At 53.8% G+C, this 19720-nt stretch carries 17 protein-coding genes and 1 pseudogene; 6 read left to right on the top strand and 12 right to left on the bottom strand.

The window, feature by feature from the left end; all coding sequences use genetic code 11:
- Positions 1 to 57: 57 nt before the first annotated feature.
- Both J1781_RS22055 and dauA read left to right on the top strand, forming a co-directional pair.
- Entirely contained in the window at positions 58 to 1617 is a 1560-nt protein-coding gene (locus J1781_RS22055) for a serine hydrolase domain-containing protein (RefSeq protein ID WP_217234207.1), read from the top strand.
- A 172-nt stretch (positions 1618 to 1789) separates the two neighbouring features.
- A complete protein-coding gene (gene dauA / locus J1781_RS22050) occupies positions 1790 to 3457 on the top strand; it encodes a C4-dicarboxylic acid transporter DauA (RefSeq protein ID WP_129951337.1) in 1668 nt (555 codons plus the stop codon).
- 62 nt (positions 3458 to 3519) lie between these two features.
- Here the strand turns inward: dauA and kdsA are convergent, their stop codons facing one another.
- From kdsA to J1781_RS26255, 7 genes and pseudogenes are all read right to left on the bottom strand, one after another.
- Positions 3520 to 4374 carry a 3-deoxy-8-phosphooctulonate synthase gene (gene kdsA, locus J1781_RS22045; protein WP_015689950.1) on the bottom strand — a complete coding sequence of 285 codons (855 nt, stop codon included), beginning with the start codon at positions 4372 to 4374 and terminating at the stop codon, positions 3520 to 3522.
- A 95-nt stretch (positions 4375 to 4469) separates the two neighbouring features.
- Positions 4470 to 5279, bottom strand: a complete 810-nt coding sequence (gene sirB1, locus J1781_RS22040) for an invasion regulator SirB1 (RefSeq protein WP_129951338.1) — start codon at positions 5277 to 5279, stop codon at positions 4470 to 4472.
- A 2-nt stretch (positions 5280 to 5281) separates the two neighbouring features.
- Positions 5282 to 5671, bottom strand: a complete 390-nt coding sequence (locus J1781_RS22035) for a SirB2 family protein (RefSeq protein WP_129951339.1) — start codon at positions 5669 to 5671, stop codon at positions 5282 to 5284.
- Between the two features lie 52 nt (positions 5672 to 5723).
- Positions 5724 to 6557, bottom strand: a complete 834-nt coding sequence (gene prmC / locus J1781_RS22030) for a peptide chain release factor N(5)-glutamine methyltransferase (protein ID WP_217234206.1) — start codon at positions 6555 to 6557, stop codon at positions 5724 to 5726.
- A complete protein-coding gene (prfA, locus tag J1781_RS22025; RefSeq protein ID WP_217234205.1) occupies positions 6557 to 7639 on the bottom strand; it encodes a peptide chain release factor 1 in 1083 nt (360 codons plus the stop codon). The genes prmC and prfA overlap by 1 nt, the downstream gene beginning before the upstream one ends.
- A 32-nt stretch (positions 7640 to 7671) precedes the next feature.
- Positions 7672 to 8934 carry a glutamyl-tRNA reductase gene (gene hemA, locus J1781_RS22020; protein WP_129951342.1) on the bottom strand — a complete coding sequence of 421 codons (1263 nt, stop codon included), beginning with the start codon at positions 8932 to 8934 and terminating at the stop codon, positions 7672 to 7674.
- A gap of 265 nt (positions 8935 to 9199) precedes the next feature.
- A pseudogene (locus tag J1781_RS26255) lies at positions 9200 to 9277 on the bottom strand (STM2901 family protein); the annotation flags it as partial.
- 276 nt (positions 9278 to 9553) lie between these two features.
- On the opposite strand from J1781_RS26255, the gene lolB reads away from it, so the two are divergent.
- The 3 genes from lolB to prs all read left to right on the top strand — a co-directional run bounded on the left by lolB (position 9554) and on the right by prs (position 12152).
- A complete protein-coding gene (gene lolB / locus J1781_RS22010; protein ID WP_129951343.1) occupies positions 9554 to 10177 on the top strand; it encodes a lipoprotein insertase outer membrane protein LolB in 624 nt (207 codons plus the stop codon).
- Position 10178: 1 nt separating this feature from the next.
- Positions 10179 to 11042 carry a 4-(cytidine 5'-diphospho)-2-C-methyl-D-erythritol kinase gene (gene ispE, locus J1781_RS22005; RefSeq protein WP_217138669.1) on the top strand — a complete coding sequence of 288 codons (864 nt, stop codon included), beginning with the start codon at positions 10179 to 10181 and terminating at the stop codon, positions 11040 to 11042.
- Positions 11043 to 11204: 162 nt separating this feature from the next.
- Positions 11205 to 12152 (top strand): ribose-phosphate diphosphokinase, encoded by a 948-nt coding sequence (gene prs / locus J1781_RS22000; protein WP_013575591.1) that lies wholly within the window; start codon positions 11205 to 11207, stop codon positions 12150 to 12152.
- 123 nt (positions 12153 to 12275) lie between these two features.
- Here the strand turns inward: prs and ychH are convergent, their stop codons facing one another.
- Positions 12276 to 12554, bottom strand: a complete 279-nt coding sequence (gene ychH / locus J1781_RS21995) for a stress-induced protein YchH (RefSeq protein WP_129951345.1) — start codon at positions 12552 to 12554, stop codon at positions 12276 to 12278.
- Between the two features lie 294 nt (positions 12555 to 12848).
- Here ychH and pth point away from each other — a divergent pair, with 294 nt between their 5' ends.
- A complete protein-coding gene (gene pth, locus J1781_RS21990) occupies positions 12849 to 13439 on the top strand; it encodes an aminoacyl-tRNA hydrolase (RefSeq protein ID WP_037034067.1) in 591 nt (196 codons plus the stop codon).
- Between the two features lie 73 nt (positions 13440 to 13512).
- Here the strand turns inward: pth and J1781_RS21985 are convergent, their stop codons facing one another.
- From J1781_RS21985 to hflK (J1781_RS21970), 4 genes are read right to left on the bottom strand one after another with little or no spacing between them, the layout of a single operon-like run.
- Positions 13513 to 15426, bottom strand: a complete 1914-nt coding sequence (locus J1781_RS21985) for a heavy metal translocating P-type ATPase (protein ID WP_217234203.1) — start codon at positions 15424 to 15426, stop codon at positions 13513 to 13515.
- 12 nt (positions 15427 to 15438) lie between these two features.
- Entirely contained in the window at positions 15439 to 16482 is a 1044-nt protein-coding gene (gene hflK, locus J1781_RS21980; protein WP_217218932.1) for a protease modulator HflK, read from the bottom strand.
- Positions 16479 to 17516 (bottom strand): protease modulator HflC, encoded by a 1038-nt coding sequence (gene hflC / locus J1781_RS21975; protein WP_217234202.1) that lies wholly within the window; start codon positions 17514 to 17516, stop codon positions 16479 to 16481. Before hflC ends, hflK (J1781_RS21980) begins: the two co-directional genes overlap by 4 nt.
- Positions 17513 to 19483, bottom strand: coding sequence for a protease modulator HflK (gene hflK, locus J1781_RS21970; RefSeq protein ID WP_217234201.1), 1971 nt, complete (start codon positions 19481 to 19483; stop codon positions 17513 to 17515). Before hflK (J1781_RS21970) ends, hflC begins: the two co-directional genes overlap by 4 nt.
- Positions 19484 to 19720 lie beyond the last annotated feature (237 nt).

Raw genomic sequence — 19720 nt, 5'->3', positions numbered from 1 at the left:
GTTTATGGATTTCACGGGCGGCCCACTTTTTCACTGAAAGATAGTCAGGAGACATTAATGACATCCACCGCACAGTCTGCATTACAGTGGCAGGCGGCTGAAGAAACAGCAAAGCGTATCACCCGGAACTGGGATAAACCCGGTGAACCGGGGGGTGCAATCACCCTTTTCGACAGTAAAGCTCTCCGTGGTTTCGCGACCGGCGGACTGGCAAATCTCAGCACCTCAATACCTTTTAGTATCGATTCTGTTGTCCGCTATGCCTCAGTCACGAAACATATTTTTTCCACCCTGGCTTTGCTGAAAAGCCATGCCGGTCTTTCGGCGAGTGATACCCTCGGCCAATATTTACCGCAACTGAAAGCGCCGATGTCTCGGGTCACTATCGGGCAGGCGCTGGACATGACAGGCGGTTTGCCGGACGTGCGGGAAACCCTCTCTCTGCTGGGCATTTCGGTTTACAACGTCAGCGAAGCCGCTGCCATTATGGAATTTCTGGCGCAGGACGGCGCGCTGAACTTCAAGGCAGGTACTGAAATTTCCTACAGCAATACCGGTTACCGGCTGGTAGAGGAGATCCTCAAACAACAAGGCATTTTGTTTGAGGATCTGCTGCAAAAGCATATCGCGCAGCCGCTGGGTATCGTCTTTCATGCCCCGGAAACCTGGTTCGATATCGTCCCGGATCTGGTCCCCGGTTACTGGCAGGACACAACAGGCTGGAAAACAGCTGTCGCGGGTTTGCATTTGTCCGCATCCGGCAGCCTCACCGGCAGCCTGCGTTCGCTTTCAGTGTGGCTGCAAAGCCTGCTTTCACAAAGCGGACCCGGTGCGGGCGTACTGAAAACACTGACAGAACCACGCTATTTGCATGGCAATATTCCCTCCGCTTACGGACTGGGCATCACCTCGACACAAATCGGTGAACATAGGGTTTACGGCCACGGGGGTTCCCATGCCGGTTATAAAACCTATTTCCTGCTCCATCCTGAGCTTGACGCAGGCATTGCGCTGGTCTCTAACCGCGAAGACACCACGGCCTTTACCCACGCGCTGGACGTCATGTCGTCACTGTTAGCGACGCCGCTTCCGGCACGCAGTCATGCTTTGCCGGATGGCTTATATTCCAGCGCGGCTGAGCCTTACTGGTTGAAAGTGAGCAACGGCACTGCCAGTTATCTCGGTTCAGCGGATAATTTGTATCAGGGCGCGGATGTCGACGAAGCCATCACGCTTTCCGCGCATATGCCGATGCGTCTGCGCTGGAACGGCACCGCCATTCAGGGTGAGATCGGCCATGCACCACGTTATTTCACTCCCGTGGAACCCAACGATTGCCTGAAAATGGTACAGGGACGCTGGTATCATCCTCAATCGAAAGCCGCCTTTGATATTGAAGGCGATCGATTGCTTATCGGTGTCGGCACGTTACGCGCCAGTGGTCAGCTGACTTCGCTGGGTGCGGGACGTTTACTGGTGGAACTTCCTGACGGTCCGTGGAAGAAAAACTTCTGCCTGTATTTCCAGGGCTACACGGTAAAACTCATCTCCAACCGTAGCCGTGTATTGAATTTCCGCCGTGATGAGTGCCGCAGCACCTGGCATCCGGGAACATAACTTCTGTACAATCATCCTGCAGAACGCCCCCGGAGCACGTCTGGTGGCGTTTTTTTCATGCCAAGCTTGATTTATGTCTGCGCGATGCGGGCCTGAAAGGCGTAGGCTACTCTTTTTCCGGTGAAGGAGTACCGGGTTCATATCCATTTTTCTGTCAGGTGATTTACATCCTATGAATACTTCAGGAAGACGCCATATCAGGCCTTTCAGCGCACTGATAGACGCCTGTTTTCGTGAAAAATATACGCTTCAACGTTTACTCAACGATGCCATTGCCGGCGTCACTGTGGGGATCATCGCCATCCCGCTGGCAATGGCACTGGCAATTGCCAGCGGTGTACCGCCGCAATACGGGCTGTATACATCGGCCATTGCAGGGATTGTCATCGCTGTTTTCGGTGGCTCGCGCTTCAGTGTTTCGGGCCCGACGGCGGCGTTTGTTGTTATTCTTTACCCTGTGTCGCAACAGTTCGGCTTGTCCGGTTTATTGCTGGCTACGCTGATGTCAGGTTTCATGCTTCTTCTCATGGGGATGGCGCGTTTTGGCAGGCTGATTGAATACATCCCGCTACCTGTCACCCTCGGCTTCACCTCCGGTATTGCGATCACCATCGGTACCATGCAGTTCAAAGATTTCTTTGGTCTGACGATGGCGACAGTGCCGGAACATTATCTGAGTAAAGTGGCGGCGCTGGTAATGGCGCTGCCCACGCTGGATATTGGCGATGCCGCCACAGGCATTGTGACTCTTGGTATATTAATCTTCTGGCCAAAACTGGGATTGCGTGTGCCCGGCCATCTTCCGGCTTTGCTGGCTGGTTGTGCGGTGATGGCAATTTTCATGCAGGCAGGACACCCGATTGCCACCATAGGTTCACGCTTTCATTTCCTGCTGCCTGACGGTTCGCAGGGCAACGGTATTCCGTCAATTCTGCCGCAGTTCACCCTGCCGTGGACACAAAACGGCGGTGGGGGTCTGAGCTGGACGCTGGTGCAGGCGCTGTTACCAGCAGCGTTCTCAATGGCGATGCTGGGCGCGATTGAATCACTGCTGTGCGCCGTCGTGCTTGATGGCATGACCGGCAAAAAACACCATTCGGATAATGAACTGATCGGTCAGGGTATCGGCAATATGATCAGCCCCTTTTTTGGCGGCATCACCGCCACAGCGGCGATTGCACGTTCTGCGGCTAACGTTCGCGCGGGTGCAACCTCTCCGGTTTCTGCCATTATTCACTCGCTGCTGGTGATCCTCGCGCTGCTCATTCTGGCACCCCTGCTTTCCTGGCTGCCGCTGGCGGCGATGGCGGCGCTGTTGCTGATGGTGGCATGGAATATGAGCGAAGCGCATAAAGTGGTGGATTTACTGCGCCGCGCGCCAAAAGACGACATTCTGGTGATGCTGACCTGTATGAGCCTGACGGTACTGTTCGACATGGTGATCGCGATTACTGCGGGTATCGTGATGGCGTCGCTGCTGTTTATGCGCCGTATTGCCAAACTCACCCGCCTGACCGAAGTCCTGTCCGAAACTCCCGAAGATGCGCTGGTTCTGCGGATCAATGGCCCGCTGTTCTTTGCTGCGGCGGAACGTATCTTCAGTGAATTGCAGGTACGCAGTGAAGGTAAGAAAGTCATCGTTCTGGTGTGGGATCGTGTGGCCGTGCTCGATGCCGGTGGCGTCAGTGCATTACGCCATTTCATCAATACCCTGCCGCCGGGCACGGAACTGCGAATCGCAGAGATCCCTTTCCAGCCGCTGAAAACACTCGCCCGCGCGAGAATGCAACCGGTTGAAGGCAAGCTAAGTTTCCACAGCTCCTTACAGGATGCGTTATAACTCTGCGCGGTAAACGACAAAGGCGACCGGAGGTCGCCTTTGTTTTATCTGCACATTGTCAGTTATTTACTGGTATCGAGCGCCGGGAAGCTTTTCACCAGATCGTCGATGGCTTTCATCTGGACCAGGAAAGGTTCCAGTTTATCCAGCGGCAATGCTGACGGACCGTCACATTTTGCATGAGCCGGATCTTCATGAGCTTCAATGAACAGACCGGCGATGCCTACCGCCATACCTGCACGCGCCAGTTCAGCGACCTGAGCACGACGACCACCCGAAGCCGCACCGAACGGATCACGGGTTTGCAGTGCGTGCGTCACGTCGAAGATCACCGGATGGCCGCCAGTGGCATTGATCATCACATTCATGCCCAACATGTCGACAACCAGGTTGTCATAACCAAAGTTGCTGCCGCGATCGCACAAAATCACCTGATCGTTGCCGCCTTCTTTGAATTTATCGACGATGTTACCCATCTGTCCCGGACTGACGAACTGTGGTTTTTTCACATTAATTACTGCACCGGTTTTCGCCATCGCTTCAACCAGATCGGTCTGACGCGCCAGGAAGGCCGGTAACTGAATCACATCAACCACTTCAGATACAGGCTGTGCTTGCCAGGATTCATGCACGTCGGTGATGATTTTCACGCCGAATGCTTTTTTCAGCTCCTGGAAAATTTTCATGCCTTCATCCAGGCCCGGGCCACGGTAGGAATGAATAGATGAGCGGTTGGCTTTATCGAAAGACGCCTTGAATACGTAAGGAATGCCGAGTTTCTGCGTCACAGTGACGTAATGCTCACATACACGCATCGCCATATCGCGCGATTCGAGTACATTCATTCCGCCGAACAATACAAACGGCAGATCATTGGCGACTTTGATGTCCTGAATGCTAACCACTTTATGTTTCATGCTTTGGCCTTTTTAGTGATAAATCTTTCATCCGGAAGTTACATAACGGATTGTTCTGGAACGGCATTCCGGATGTGATGTAAGGTAAGTATAAATTAGTGCAACGTGACTTGCTTGTGCTCAATCGAATGGATTTGCACTTTAATCACCTCTGAAATCGGGTCTTCCGGGCACTGCTCAACAAAATAGTTAAGATCAGAGATCGCCACATGATCGCATTCCAGCTGGGCATAAATCAGCCCGCGATCGCGGATTTCATACGGATCTTCCGGATCGAACTGCAGTACCGTTTCACTGGCGCGCAGAGCCAGTTCAAACTGTTTTTCTTCCATCAGCGCGGCTTTCAGTGTATCGAGCATTTTGCGAACGATCAGCGTGTTTTCCGCTTCTTCCAGATCGTCATCTTCTATTTCCGCCATCACGCCCAGATTCCCTTTCAGCCACACACTGAGCATATGCTCGTTGAGTGTATCGCCGTTGATCGGATTCAGCAGCCACATTTCTTCGTCAAGCCAGTCGGCACGCAAGATAAGCTGAGTGGGGAAAATTACCGGCATCAGCGGCAAACTCAGTTCATGGGCAATGTGCAGAAAAATCACACCCAGTGAAACCGGTGTACCCTGGCGTGAGGACAGTACTTTGTCGATCCAGATAGCGTCAGACAGACGATAAACGCCCCCCGCGCCACCAAAACCCCAGGTGCGGTAAAACAGTTCAATCAACACTTCGAGCTGCTGATCCTGATCAAGCTCTTCGGGAACGACGCGGCGGGCTTCATCGACCAGTGCCTGCAACTGGTGGCGAACGTCGTCCGCATTGAAATCGAAACGCACGGCTTCCGTTACTTTGATCACGCCGGTACTGAGCCGGGCGGTGTTAAATTCAAAATCAGCAAGGGTACTCATAGTTATCCCATTAGCAGCGGTATTTTCGTCAGCGCCAGTTTAAGAATCAGATACAAGCAAGCGAGCGCCAGAATAAAGGCTAGCCAGCGGGTGTTCTGGCTAACAGGTCGCTTGCTCAGAGCCACAAAACCCAGCGCGATATAGATAATAACGCCAAAAATCTTTTCGGTCAGCCAGGTTCCCTGAGGGCTGAACGGATAAAAGTGTGTGATGAAGATAAGCGAAATACCACTTAATAACAGTAAAGTATCCACCATATGCGGAACGATCTTCACCCAGCGTTTCTGCATCATAGCAGAACCCGCCCATTTCCAAAAAAATCGTAAAACAAACAATACAATACTCAGGGTTACAGTGAACAGATGCAGATACTTGATCCAGACATATGCCATGGCCCGTTTCCTTTAAATTTACTTTTTTGGATTGATTTTCTTAGAATCCGCGTTAAGGGTGCCACTGTCCGAGGCTGACCCGATCGTTATCACCATAGTCTTTAATCGTCGCGATCTGCTGATAACCGGCATCGTGCAATAACGCCTGGACGTCAGCCGCCTGCTGCCAGCCATGTTCGAGCAGTAACCAGCCTCCCGGATGAAGATACGCGGGTGCAGCCTGAATAATATGCGCCAGATCAGCCAGACCGGCATTTCCTGCCACCAGCGCACTGGCGGGCTCAAAACGCACATCCCCTGCCGCCAGATGCGGATCGGCGGCATCGATGTACGGCGGATTACTGACTATCAGTGCGAAACGCTCACCGGCTACCGGTGAAAACCAGCTGCCGTGCAAAAAAAGCGTATTCAGGATATTTAACTTCTGCGCGTTATGTCGCGCGAGCAGGACGGCATCCGGTTGCAGATCGACACCGGTCACCTTGCAGTCAGGGCGTTCGCTGGCCAGCGCCAGTGCAACCGCGCCGGTTCCTGTGCCGAGATCCAATATACTGACGGGTTCAGAAGGCAGACGGGCCAGTGCCTGTTCGACTAAGCATTCGGTATCAGGACGGGGAATCAATGTCGCGGGAGAGACTGACAGTGGCAACGACCAAAATTCACGCTCGCCGGTCAGATAAGCCACCGGTTCACCCTGCTCACGTCGCGCAAGCAAAGTATCCAGGCGTTGCAGTTGGTCGGCCGTCAGCGGTGTTTCACCAAAAGCTATAATAAAAGTTCTTGCCCGGCCGGTCACAAAGCCGAGCAAAATTTCAGCATCCCGCTTCGGGCTTTCACCCGCAGCAAGACGGCAGGCAGCCTCACGCAGCCAGGACTGAAAATCCATCAGTCCTGCTCAGATAACGCGGCGAGCTGATCGGCCTGATATTCCTGCACGATCGGCTGGATCAGACTGTCCAGTTTGCCTTCCATCACTTCATCCAGACGGTAAATGGTCAGATTGATGCGGTGATCAGTGACGCGCCCCTGGGGGAAGTTATAGGTACGGTTACGATCTGAACGGTCACCGCTGCCAAGCAGGTTGCGGCGCGTCGAGGCTTCTTCAGCCTGACGTTTTGCCACTTCTGCCGCGCGGATACGCGCGCCCAGCACAGACATCGCTTTGGCTTTGTTTTTGTGCTGTGAACGTTCGTCCTGACATTCCACCACGATACCGGTTGGAATATGCGTAATACGAATGGCGGAATCGGTGGTGTTAACATGCTGACCGCCAGCGCCCGATGAGCGGAAAGTATCAATACGCAAATCACCCGCGTTGATTTCCGGCAGTTCAGCTTCCGGTATTTCTGGCATGACTGCGACGGTACAGGCCGACGTATGAATGCGTCCCTGAGATTCCGTTTCCGGCACACGCTGGACGCGGTGGCCGCCTGACTCAAACTTGAACTGACCATAGACGCCATCACCACTGATTTTGGCGATCACTTCTTTATAGCCACCGTGCTCGCCTTCGCTGGCGCTCACAATTTCCACCCGCCAGCGGCGCGCTTCGGCGTAACGGCTGTACATACGGAATAAATCACCGGCAAAAATAGCCGCTTCATCACCGCCGGTTCCGGCGCGAATTTCCAGGAAGCAACCGCGCTCATCATCGGGATCTTTGGGTAATAACAGAAGCTGTAGTTTTTGTTCGAGTTCTTCGATAGTCGTTTTGCAGTCTTTGATTTCTTCCTGCGCCATTTCGCGCATCTCAGGATCATCGAGCATCATTTCAGCCGCTTCTAAATCGTCCTCCGCCTGACGCCAGGCAAGGAAACATTCAGAGACGGCGGTTAACTGAGAATACTCGCGGGAAAGACTGCGGAATTTATCTTGATCGGCGATAACGCCGGCATCGCCAAGCATCGCCTGCACTTCTTCGTGGCGCTCTTGTAACGCTTCCAGTTTGGCAACAATAGAAGGCTTCATGCGTGGTGTATAACCCTGTGAGAAAAGGAGAACTATTGCTGACCCAGCCCGAGGCTGTCGCGTAAAATTTGCAAACGCTCCACGTCACCGTCGCTGGCTGCCTGTTGCAATGAACGGGTTGGCGCGTGAATAAGACGGTTTGTCAATTGGTGAGCTAATTCATGGATCACCGCTTCGACGTCAGCGCCCTGCGCAATGGCGGCCAGAGCTTTGGCCTGTGCGTCGGCGCGAATGATATCAGCACGCGAGCGATAATCACGAATAATTTCAACGGCTCCCTGCGAACGCAGCCAGGCCATGAAATTGGAACTCTCCTGCTCAACGATGGTTTCCGCCTGAACAGCCGCGGCTTTACGTTGTGCAAGATTGTTTTGAATGATGCTGTGCAGGTCATCGACACTGTACAGATAGGCGTTAGGCAGCTTACCCACTTCCGGTTCAATATCGCGCGGAACGGCAATATCCACCATCAGCATGGGTTGGTTACGGCGGGCTTTTAACGCACGTTCCACCATGCCTTTCCCGATAATGGGCAGCGGACTGGCGGTAGAACTGATGATAATGTCGGCTTCCGCCAGACGGGAATCGATATCCTGCAGGCTGATCACTTGTGCATTCACTTCGGTCGCCAGCGCCTGCGCACGTTCACGCGTCCGGTTGGCAATCATCATATGACGCACATTATGCTGATGCAGATGACGCGCGACCAGTTCGATCGTTTCACCCGCACCGACCAGCAACACGCTCACATCAGAAAGGGATTCGAAAATTTGGCGTGCCAGCGTACAGGCAGCAAACGCGACAGAAACGGCGCTGGCACCGATATCGGTTTCCGTACGCACTCGCTTGGCCACGGAGAAGGATTTCTGGAACAAACGCTCCAGTTCACCGGAAACCGCCTGCCCGTTTTGTGATTCTGCGAAGGCTTTTTTGACCTGCCCGAGAATTTGCGGCTCGCCCAGTACCAGAGAGTCCAGCCCGCTGGCAACACGCATCAGGTGGCTGACCGCTTCATTATCATGATGCCAGTACAGGCTTTTGCGCACTTCATCTTCACTCAGATGATGGTAATCGCATAACCACTTCACCAGCTGTTCCTGCAGGTTTTCCTGCTGCTCAACACTCAGGTACAGCTCAGTGCGGTTGCAGGTAGACAACACGACGCCGCCCTGCACCAGCGGTTGCTGGAGCAGACTGGAGAGCGCCTGATCGAGGGTCTCGGGTGAGAATGTTACCCGTTCACGCAGAGACACCGGGGCGGTTTTGTGATTGATACCTAATGCAAGCAGGGTCATAGGGAGAGCGATTTTCGGCTTATACTTTATAATAGTATGGGTTTACGTCTGTTGCGCATTCTACAAGATGCGCGAGATCAATAAAAGGTGAACAGCATCTTCGGTTAAATATGATGTGGGTTTATGTCTGTCCTGGGTAAAAACCGCACAGATAGCGGCTTGCAGCATGATTTTTGGAATGTATCGCCCATGCTGTTATTCCTGTTATTTATTTGCATTCAGCGCAGCATTGCCCCCCAAGAATTTTCATCGCAATGCATCATCCAAAAAATAATTCGCCTGCACTTAAATTTGATGTTCCATCGTAAAAATAAGTTCCGTTTAATTGCTCAACCGTATCCATTCGTTATATCCATTCAATTTGAAGGGTTTTAAAATACTCTTGGTGGCTGTTGCAGGCAAGATTGTAAGGTTTGCTGACCCGCGTGTCGCGTGTCATGCCTTGAAAGATGTCATCTAAATTAAATCCTTTTACACATCAGCATTGTCCCAAAGTCTTTCAATCGCTGATCATCTGCGCAGGGTTGAGATCACCCGCCGCGCGGGCTGTGCTAAACTGACGCTCGCCACATTTGTCCTGGTAACTCATTTCGCCAAAGCACAAAGGATTTAATCGGTTATGCCAATGCGTAAAGCACATTTCGTTCGCCTTCTTCCTCTTGCAAGTTTAGTTCTTGCCGCCTGTTCCATAAATGCACCCAAAGGCCCGGCAACCAGCCCGACCTCTGCGCAATGGCGTGAGCATGAAGCTCAGGTTAAACAGCTTGAGCATTATCAGACCCGTGGCTCTTTCGCTTATCTTTCTGATAAGCAAAAAGTTTATGCGCGCTTCTTCTGGCAACAATATTCCCCGGACAGCTATCGTCTGTTGCTGACCAATCCGCTGGGCAGTACGGAAATGGAATTGAAAGTGCAAAGCGGGATTGCGCAGCTGACCAACAATGAAGGCAAGCATTACACCAGTGATAATCCGGATGACATGATCCAGAAGCTGACCGGTATGTCGATTCCGCTGGCTAATCTGCGTTTGTGGATGCTCGGTTTGCCAGGTGACGGCACCGATTTCACACTCGACAGCCAGTACCGCCTGTCACAAGTTAAGTTCACGCAGAACGGAAAACCGGGTACCGTGGTGTATCAGAGTTATGACGAAGATGCCAAACCGTCCCTCCCGCAACGTCTGGAAATGACCCAGGGCGAACAGCGTATCAAGCTCAAAATGGATAACTGGACGCTAAACTGATATGACGCAGCAATGGTGGCCTTCTCCGGCTAAACTCAATTTGTTTCTTTATATCACCGGACAGCGTCCGGATGGCTACCATAATCTGCAGACCCTGTTTCAGTTTGTAGATTACGGTGACAGCCTGAGTTTTAACGTCCGCGCCGACGGCGATATCGTGCTGGCCACACCTGTTGAAGGCGTGGCGGATGCAGACAATCTGGTGACACGTGCCGCACGTCTTCTGCAACAGCACACGGGCACGTCTCAGGGCGCAGACATTACATTGCAAAAACGTATTCCGATGGGGGGCGGTCTGGGGGGGGGGTCTTCCAATGCCGCCACCGTGCTGGTGGCACTGAATGCAATTTGGAACTGCGGCCTTTCCGATCCTCAACTGGCTCAAATAGGGGTGACGCTGGGCGCGGATGTGCCCGTCTTTGTGATGGGCCATGCTGCGTTTGCTGAAGGCATCGGCGAGATCTTACAGCCGGTCGAACCGGCAGAAAAATGGTATCTGATTGCACATCCGGGTGTCAGTATTCCGACGCCGGTGATTTTTGGTGATCCTGATCTGACCAGAAATACACCAAAACGCACTGTTAATGTGCTTTTGGACACGCCTTACGCAAATGATTGCGAACCGATTGCGAGAAAACGTTTTTACGAGGTTGAACAGCTACTTTCTTGGCTGTTAGAATACGCGCCGTCGCGACTGACCGGAACCGGTGCCTGTGTGTTTGCAGAATTCAACACCGAATCTGCCGCCCGTCATGTTTTAGATAAAACACCGTCGTGGAGTCGGGGTTTTGTCGCACAAGGTGTTAATGTATCGCCATTACACCGTTTTCGTGACGTCTGGTTGAGAACTGCGGGCAAAGCGTAGAGAGTCACAGAGATTTTGTGTCTGTTCTTTGCCAGCCAATTATTCAACAGATTTAAGTAGTAAGATTTAGAAGTATCGTGAGCATAATGCTTTGGTACCGCTCACCGCCCGGTGGTGCCAAAAGCCAATGTCTTCCCTGGACGCAAGCCTGAGGTTCTTCTCGTGCCTGATATGAAGCTTTTTGCTGGTAACGCCACCCCGGAACTAGCACAACGTATTGCCAACCGTTTATACACCAGCCTTGGTGACGCCGCCGTCAGTCGTTTCAGCGACGGCGAAGTAAGCGTGCAAATTAACGAAAATGTACGTGGCGGAGATATTTTCATTATCCAGTCCACCTGCGCGCCTACTAACGATAACCTGATGGAACTGGTGGTCATGGTTGATGCCTTACGCCGCGCCTCCGCTGGTCGTATCACCGCCGTTATCCCTTACTTCGGCTATGCACGTCAGGATCGCCGGGTGCGTTCTGCCCGTGTGCCTATTACCGCTAAAGTTGTGGCTGATTTTCTGTCCAGCGTTGGCGTTGACCGTGTTCTGACTGTAGACCTGCATGCAGAGCAAATTCAGGGTTTCTTCGATGTGCCTGTAGACAACGTTTTCGGCAGCCCTATCCTGCTCGAAGATATGCTGCAACAGAACCTGGAAAACCCGATTGTTGTTTCTCCGGACATCGGCGGTGTTGTCCGCGCCCGTGCCGTGGCAAAACTGCTGAACGACACTGATATGGCTATTATTGATAAACGTCGTCCACGCGCAAACGTTTCTCAGGTAATGCACATTATTGGTGATGTCGCCGGTCGTGACTGCGTACTGGTTGATGACATGATCGATACCGGTGGCACTCTGTGTAAAGCGGCTGAAGCACTGAAAGAACGCGGTGCTAAACGCGTGTTCGCGTATGCCACTCACCCGATCTTCTCCGGAAATGCAGTAGAAAACATCAAAAACTCCGTGATCGACGAAGTGATTGTATGTGACACCATCCCGCTGTCCGCAGAAATCCGTGCACTGAAAAAAGTACGTACCCTGACCCTGTCAGGCATGCTGGCTGAGGCTATCCGCCGCATCAGCAATGAAGAATCCATTTCTGCAATGTTCGAGCATTAATCATCATGCCCCTGTGTTCAGGGGGCATTTTGCTTTTGCAGAACCTGAAATGCAAAAACCGTTATCGCGAAAGCGACAACGGTTTTTTTATGACCCGGAACATCAGAACATTCTCTGATACACTCAGGAATGACGGTGTGATTTACCGTTCGTGCAGCGGGAATCGAAATGACGCACCCACCAGTACCTGTCTGCAACACGCTCTTGCCCACCGACTCTGGCACCGGCCAGCCATAAAATAGCACCGATAAAGATACTCCCAATGGCTCCGTGGGCCAGAAATTGCGGTAACCCCAGTTCAGGCATCTGATTCAGGATAGAATAACCAACACCACCGACCATTGTGAGCAAACCGAGTCCCATCAGGCCATTGCCGATTATTGTTGCGGTTTTACGTTTCATAAGTCACCTCCGGTTGTCGATAGTCTTAGCATCATTGCTGTCTTGTCTTTTCCTGCCTTTAACTATAGACGTCCCATCCGGTTCACTTTGCGGTCATGATCACAGACAGAGCATATTGAATGACAAATCTTTACGTTTTCCAGACAGATACGTTCGAAAGGTTAATAGTCAGCGCCATGAACTATTCAGTTTCTGATGCATCGGCAGGAATTAACGCTGCCAGGTGTTTGGCACAACCACCAGCGACAGGTAAACTAGCCCGCTACACCTCACCGGATTAAAGAAGCGAACATCGTGAGCAGCATTAAATTGATCGTTGGGCTGGCCAATCCCGGCGCAGAGTACGCCCAGACCCGCCATAACGCCGGCGCCTGGTACGTCGACCTTCTCGCCCGTCAGCACAATCAGCAACTGAAAGAAGAAAGTAAGTTTTTTGGTTACACCGCCCGACTGTCACTGGCAGGTCAGGATGTCCGGCTGCTGGTGCCGACCACCTTTATGAACCTCAGCGGTAAAGCAGTTCTGGCGATGGCTCAGTTTTATCGCATTGAGCCGGATGAAATTCTGGTGGCACATGATGAGCTGGATATCCCACCCGGTATGGCGAAAATCAAACTGGGTGGCGGCAATGGTGGTCATAACGGCCTGAAAGATATTCAGAGTAAATTCGGCAATAACCCGAACTTTTACCGTCTGCGTATCGGTATCGGTCATCCTGGCGATAAAAGTAAAGTGGTAGGATTTGTCCTGGGTAAGCCACCGGCCAGCGAACAGAAGCTAATCGACGATGCGATTGATGAATCACTGCGCTGTACTGAGTTGCTGATGAAAGAAGGTTTGGAAAAAACCATGCGTCGGTTACATACTTTTAAAGCAGAGCTTTAAACACCACTTTGCGATCAGTACTGACGATAACGGGCGCAAATGTTTGCGCCCGTTTTACTTTCCATTAATTTATCTAAAGTGGTTCGTCAAAACGCAGCAAACGTCCGGCATTGCCCAGCACCAGCAAGGTACTCAGATTATGCAGCAGTGCCGTAATCAGCACACCGCCTACGCCCAGTAAACCGGTGGCGGCAGCAGCCATCACTAACAACGTCCAGCCCAGCCCGATGAACACATTGATTTTTAGCGTTTTACGGCACGCCCGGCTCAGGCGGACACAGGTGCCGAGACGACGCAAATCACTGCCAATCAGCACCACATCGGCGGAGGCCAGCGCAATATCGCTACCGCCCGCACCCATCGCAATGCCGACAACGCCTGCTTTTAACGCCAGAGAATCATTTATGCCGTCACCGACCACCATCGGCCGGAATCCTTGCGCAATTTCCGCTGATACCTGATGCAGTTTATCTTCCGGTAAGGCCTGCGCGACCACATCACTGATGCCCAGCTCACTGGCAATACGCTCAGCAACACTGGCGCGGTCACCGGTTAGCAGAAGCTGTCGTTGCAGCCCCAACTGACGCAGTTCGGTTAAGGCGGTTAGCGCCTCAGGCCGTAAAGAATCTGACAGAAGTAACCAGCCGAGAAAACGCCCGTTTAGCGCCAGCCCGACCAGCGGTCCGTCATGCTCAGGTTCGGCAGTCACCGGGATAGCATTCCGGCTGAAAAATGCCGGACGCCCTAACAGGGCCTCGCCTTGCGCCGTTCGCGCACGCACCCCCATCCCCTGCTGTTCTGATATATCTTCCAGCGGCAAGTATTGTTCACGCGGCAGTAACTTCGCCAGCGCACGGCTGACCGGATGGCTGCTCGCGGCACCGAGACTGGCTGCCAGACAGAGCACAGCGTCAGAAGATTCCTGTCCGGCCAGAACCGTACGCTGCAAATGCAATTCACCGTGCGTCAGCGTGCCGGTTTTATCGACCACGATGGCATTCAGATCCGCCAGTTCCTCAAGAAATGCCGAGCTGCGGATCAGAATGCCGTGACGCGCGGCCACAGCGATACCGGCTATTGCCGTCGCGGGTGCGGAAAGCACCAGCGCGCAGGGGCATGCTGCCACCAGCACCGCCAGCATGGAATGGGCATCCTGCGTGACGAACCAGGTCGCGGCGGCAATCAGCAGAATAAGCATCAGGTATTGCCCGGCATAACGCTCAAGCAAACGGGTGATCGGCGGTTTGGCATGCTCCGCTTTTTGCATCAACGCGATCACTTTTCCGAGCGTAGCATCCGCACCGGTGCGCGTGACTTCAACGCAAAGCAATCCGTCGAGATTAATGGCACCGCCGAACACATCGTCACCCACGCGGGCTTCCTGTGGTACTGATTCTCCGGTGATCGGTGCGGTATCGAGGCTGGCGCTGCCCGTTAACACGCGGCCATCGGCGGGTAACCGGTCACCGGCGCGCACTTCAATCCGGTCACCGGTTCGCAACCGGTGGTTATCGATTTCCTCAATCTCACCGCCGGGCAACATCCGCCTGGCGCGGCTGCGGGTCAGATGGCTGAGTGCATTGATGGCTTCCTGCGAACCGATAACGCTGCGCTCTTCTAGAATATGACCCAAAATCATAATGCCCGGTAACAGTGCCGCGGTCATCAGATCACCCGTAGCCCAGGCCCCCAACATCGCCAGCGCAATCAGCTGATCGGTAACGCCATGCAGGCTGGGGCTGCGTAAACTGTACAGGGCCGAGCGCAGCACCGGAACCGCCACCAGCAGTGACGCCACACCAAATAAAATTTGCCCGATGTCACTTTGCTGCGCAAACAACCACTGCCAGATCCAGCCGCACAGCAACAGACCAAACGCCGCCATTGCCAGAAGTAACTGCACCGCCATGTTTCGTTGCTCATGACGCGTTAACAGCACACTTTTTGCCGGCGATGTTTGCGGTTCTTCAGAAGAAAAAGAAGTCACAGGAGCAATACCTCAGGGTTGAGATGATGGACGGTCTGGCCCCGGCAGGATCAGATGCGCGTCGTCATGGGGATCAACAGCCGTGACGCTGCCGGCATGAGCGAGGATCCCCGGCATCCGTTCACGCCATAAACGCCACAGCAATTCAGGCGAGTGGTCGTTAGCCAGTTGTACAATGGTTGCTGTATCCGTTGAGGCGCGCGCGATCTGCTCGCTGGCTTTGGCATGGGAAACCTGCACGGCACGATCTGCCGACTGAACCGCCTCCTGATGAACATGTGCGGCCTCGTTACGGGCAGTGGCGATGTTCTGTTCCGCTTGCTGGCTGGCCGTCAGTACGGCATTAAAGGCATCAACCGCCGCCGGTGGCAGTGAAGATTGCACATCAACGCGACGGACTTCGATCCCCGGGCTACTGCCCGCCGCCGTCAGCGCGGCAAGTTGCTGATTAATTGCCTGACGTAAATCACCACGCAGCCGCTCACGGCGTTCTGCAACAGAGTTGCCGTTACTCACCATTTCCGGCCGGGCGACCAGAATGGTATCCAGATCACGGGAAGCACAAATCGCGACCGCCGCATGCCCGGTTAAACGATCAAGCGCCGGTAATACATGTTCCCCTTGCAGGACAAACGCGACCGGATCGGTTATCACGTAATATACCTGCACATCCAGCTGAACCACGCCGGAATCACCGGTCAGTAAATACCCCGCACCTGCGACAGCATCATTTTTCTCACCGCCGGTATTGCTCCAGGCAGGCACAATATTCTCTCTGAGCAAAGCCGTAACGTGATGTTCGATCACCCGGTCGGCGGCAGGCAAAATTTCAACATGTTCCAGCGGTTCCGGCCACGCCAGCAACAACCCGGCCCCCGCCGTACGCGAAACAGCCCCGAAGCGCATCACCACCGCGCGCTTATCCGGTGCTATCTGCCGGACATTAGAGAACAGCCAGTTTGCGGCCGCAATCAGCGTCATGGCAAACAGCGCCAGGTAGGCCATACGCCCTGCCTGAAACCACGCATTTCCGTGAAAACGGGACAGCGGATTCATGGCGGCGTCCCGTTACTGGCGGCAGGTAATGACGGCGGGCCTTCCACCAGTTGCCGGAACGGTGCCGAATCAGTGCGCAATATCAGCTGAGTGCCCGGCGTGATCACGTTGTTGAGCGTGTCCAGCGATCGCAGCAGATCGTACAATTCGGGGTTACCGGCCCGGGCTTTGGCGTATATTGCCGTGCTCTCCAACTGCGCCTGCGCCTCAATATTGGCCGCGCTGACCAATGCATCGGCCTTAATCACGCGGGCATCGCGCTCAGCGGATGAGCGGATTTCTGCCGCCTGACGCTTGCCTTCAGCAGACCGCTCGGTGGCAATGGTTTCGCGTTCTGCCCGCATACGATCTACCGTGGCATCTAAGGTGACCGACGGCAATGTCAGGCGTTCAACGCCGACCTGCACCAGTTCGATGCCGTAGCTGTCAAGCAACTGACGGGCAATCTGATCATGCAAATGCTGTTCGAAGCCGGAAAGGCGGATTTTGCCGGCGTCTGTGTTCACCAGATCAGCCAGCGCAAAACCGCTGGTGGTGGTTTCCAGCGCCGAGCCGATAAAGGTGCGTATCTGCGCGGCGGCGATATCCGGCTGATTTTGTACCGCACGGATAAAACGCTGTACATGTTGGGAATCGTTTTTCACCTGCCAGACGGTATAAGCCTGCACGATGATTCGTAGCCCGTCACGCGTGCCGACATCCTGCAAGCCACTGGACGTTGTACGGATACGTAAATCCACCGGGATCGCCGTTTCCAGCGGCACCGGCAGATGCCACGCCAGCCCGGGTTGCAGCAGTACACGCACCGGATTACCAAAGCGCGTAATTACCATCGCCTCACCGGAACGCACCTGTACCAGACAGGCTGTGGCGGCAATCAGCGCCACCAGGACAACGGCAATCGTGACCCGCCGCCAGAGTCCGGGGGTTGCAGGCCCGGAATGATGATGATGGTGATGTCCGGCGCCGTGATGATGCCCACCATGTGCGTCATGATCATGTCCGTGGACTTCAGGTTGTGGGGAATCAGTCACCGGGTAGTCTCCGCTTTAACAGAATGCGCCGCTTTATCCGCTGCGGGCGTAAATGGCAGGGTAAAACTTCTCAGATCCAGCACCGGTGGCGTTCCGCCGCTGATACGATGATCGATAATCAACACCTTCGGATGCTGCTGCATTGCCAGCGTCAGCTGACTGAAATAACGCCCGGTCAGGAACGACTGCCCGCCGGCCTGATATGCCTGATTTTCTGCGTTGAAGCGCAGCGCCATGATCTGCGCCTGATCGCGATTTTCGTCATTTTTGGCGCTGGCGGCATCCAGCGCCAGACGGGCAAATTGCTGTGCCGCATTCAGTTGCTGTGCAGCTTGCCCTTTCTCACCGGCAATCGCGCTTTGCGCCAATATTTGTGCCGCCTGTACGCCATGATAAGCATCCGCCGCACCTGCAGGCGGATGGATAGATTCAATCACTGTGGCCAGCAATTCCACGCCACTGTTGAGATGATCAAGCTGACTCTGTACTTTCCGGCCAATGTCAGCGGCAAGGCGTGTCTGTTCGCTACCCAACAGACTGTCGAGTGTGCGCGAAGAAAAATCATGTACCAGTACCTGATTGGCGATACTGCGGATCAGCACCGGTATATTTGCGGTGTGATAAAGGCTTGCCATGGCAGCATCATCGTTCATGGCGACCCGGTATACGAAGCGCACGTCCATGTCCATGATTTGGAAACTTTGCCGGTCGTTCGCGGCGCTGGCGATAATTTGGGATTTGTCGCTGCTGTGGCCGGAGTCCCACAGACGGTTCGCACTTTCCGGCGCCGGACCTTCGGCGGTGTCAGCCACCGTGACGGATGCGAGCATCGCAGCGTCTTCTGACCCCGTGGTAAGTTCATGCACCTCACCGTTATCGACCAACAGCGTGCGGCCAAAAGGCCATGGCAGCCCGGCATGCAAACCCGGTTGCCTGACTGCCACCGGTTTACCGAAGGATTCATAGATCCCACGCTGGGTCAGTGGCACCTCGCTGATGCCCGTCAGCAGCCAGCCGGTCAGTAACAAAATTGCGGCCAGAGGTAACAGCGCACGGCGCATAAAATGAAATGCCCAAATCTGACGAAGATCGATACCAAAATGGTGATGCAGTTCGTTTTGCACAAACTGTAACGGACGCGGCGGCCAGCAAATTTGTGCAGCCAGCAGACTGCCCGCAATAAACTCAGGTTCTTTACCCTCCCGCAGCGGCGAAAACATCGCCATCAGCGCCCGCAGGACAAGCTCCAGCGCCACCAGTCCCGGTAACAATCCGGTAAGCATCAGCAGATGCACCGGCCACACCGAAGCACCATGGGCAAACATCAGCGCTAATGCACTCAGCAAAAAAACGCCAATCAGCATACGCAATATTGGCGCGAGTTTTGCCGCTTCCGGCCATTCCAGCGGGCTTTTAAGCGTCCAGTGACGCTCCAGAACCAGCACCGCAAAAGCGCAAAGAATGAATACCGTACCGGCAAAATACCCCGCAGCACCGGCGTCATTTGCCGGTAACGGTAATCGCCACAATAATGCGATAAGTAATAGTGCCGCTAACGCGGGAAATGCCTGAAAGAACACCTGCGCGTTGACATAACGTAAAACCGGGCGTATCCATGACCGGGACGCGAGGCGTTGAGAAAATCCGGAAGAGGTATGTGGTGTGATGGTTTCAGCCGCCATGTCAATGGCAGGCGCAAACTGTTGCTCACGCCAGCGACTGATGCGCCTCGCGCATTGCAGAGAGGCCGCACAAACCCACATCGCGGCCATGATATTGCCGGTCACCCACGGCCAGACCGATTCCGGTGATACCAGATAAAACATCAGCAATATCAGGTACATCAGGCTGCTGATCACCATGATGGCGTTCATCAGCCCGCTCAGCCAATGTGTGTGGGAGGCGGCTGACTGAAAGCGCAGTGGTTTACTGTTGTTATCAGTCCCGGATGCCTTATCTGTGCTCATGTCCGCTCCGGCAAAGGAAAAAAAACCGCAGAACAGGCCTGAAACCTGTTAATGCGAAATTGACCGGTCGTAACGGTATAACATTACAGAATTTTCAGCGATATGAATTTGGCCGTTTTTTTGCCACGAATTGTAAGCGTTTATCTTAAAAGTATGCGGACAGGCAGGCCTGCCCGCTGTCAGCAGTTTGACATCTGCGAGGCCAGGGAATAACACCCACAGACCTTCACCGGCGGC

The sequence above is a fragment of the Rahnella perminowiae genome, assembly GCF_019049695.1.
Lineage (GTDB): Bacteria > Pseudomonadota > Gammaproteobacteria > Enterobacterales > Enterobacteriaceae > Rahnella > Rahnella perminowiae.
Note: the sequence above shows the minus strand (reverse complement) of the source record. Positions and strands in the feature narration are given on the sequence as shown.

Excerpts from the sequence above, each read along its gene's own strand:
- J1781_RS22055 (WP_217234207.1), top strand. The coding sequence starts at position 58 with ATGACATCCACCGCACAGTCTGCATTACAGTGGCAGGCGGCTGAAGAA.
- dauA (WP_129951337.1), top strand. The coding sequence starts at position 1,790 with ATGAATACTTCAGGAAGACGCCATATCAGGCCTTTCAGCGCACTGATA.
- kdsA (WP_015689950.1), bottom strand. The coding sequence starts at position 4,374 with ATGAAACATAAAGTGGTTAGCATTCAGGACATCAAAGTCGCCAATGAT.
- sirB1 (WP_129951338.1), bottom strand. The coding sequence starts at position 5,279 with ATGAGTACCCTTGCTGATTTTGAATTTAACACCGCCCGGCTCAGTACC.
- J1781_RS22035 (WP_129951339.1), bottom strand. The coding sequence starts at position 5,671 with ATGGCATATGTCTGGATCAAGTATCTGCATCTGTTCACTGTAACCCTG.
- prmC (WP_217234206.1), bottom strand. The coding sequence starts at position 6,557 with ATGGATTTTCAGTCCTGGCTGCGTGAGGCTGCCTGCCGTCTTGCTGCG.
- prfA (WP_217234205.1), bottom strand. The coding sequence starts at position 7,639 with ATGAAGCCTTCTATTGTTGCCAAACTGGAAGCGTTACAAGAGCGCCAC.
- hemA (WP_129951342.1), bottom strand. The coding sequence starts at position 8,934 with ATGACCCTGCTTGCATTAGGTATCAATCACAAAACCGCCCCGGTGTCT.
- lolB (WP_129951343.1), top strand. The coding sequence starts at position 9,554 with ATGCCAATGCGTAAAGCACATTTCGTTCGCCTTCTTCCTCTTGCAAGT.
- ispE (WP_217138669.1), top strand. The coding sequence starts at position 10,179 with ATGACGCAGCAATGGTGGCCTTCTCCGGCTAAACTCAATTTGTTTCTT.
- ychH (WP_129951345.1), bottom strand. The coding sequence starts at position 12,554 with ATGAAACGTAAAACCGCAACAATAATCGGCAATGGCCTGATGGGACTC.
- hflK (WP_217218932.1), bottom strand. The coding sequence starts at position 16,482 with ATGAATCCGCTGTCCCGTTTTCACGGAAATGCGTGGTTTCAGGCAGGG.
- hflK (WP_217234201.1), bottom strand. The coding sequence starts at position 19,483 with ATGAGCACAGATAAGGCATCCGGGACTGATAACAACAGTAAACCACTG.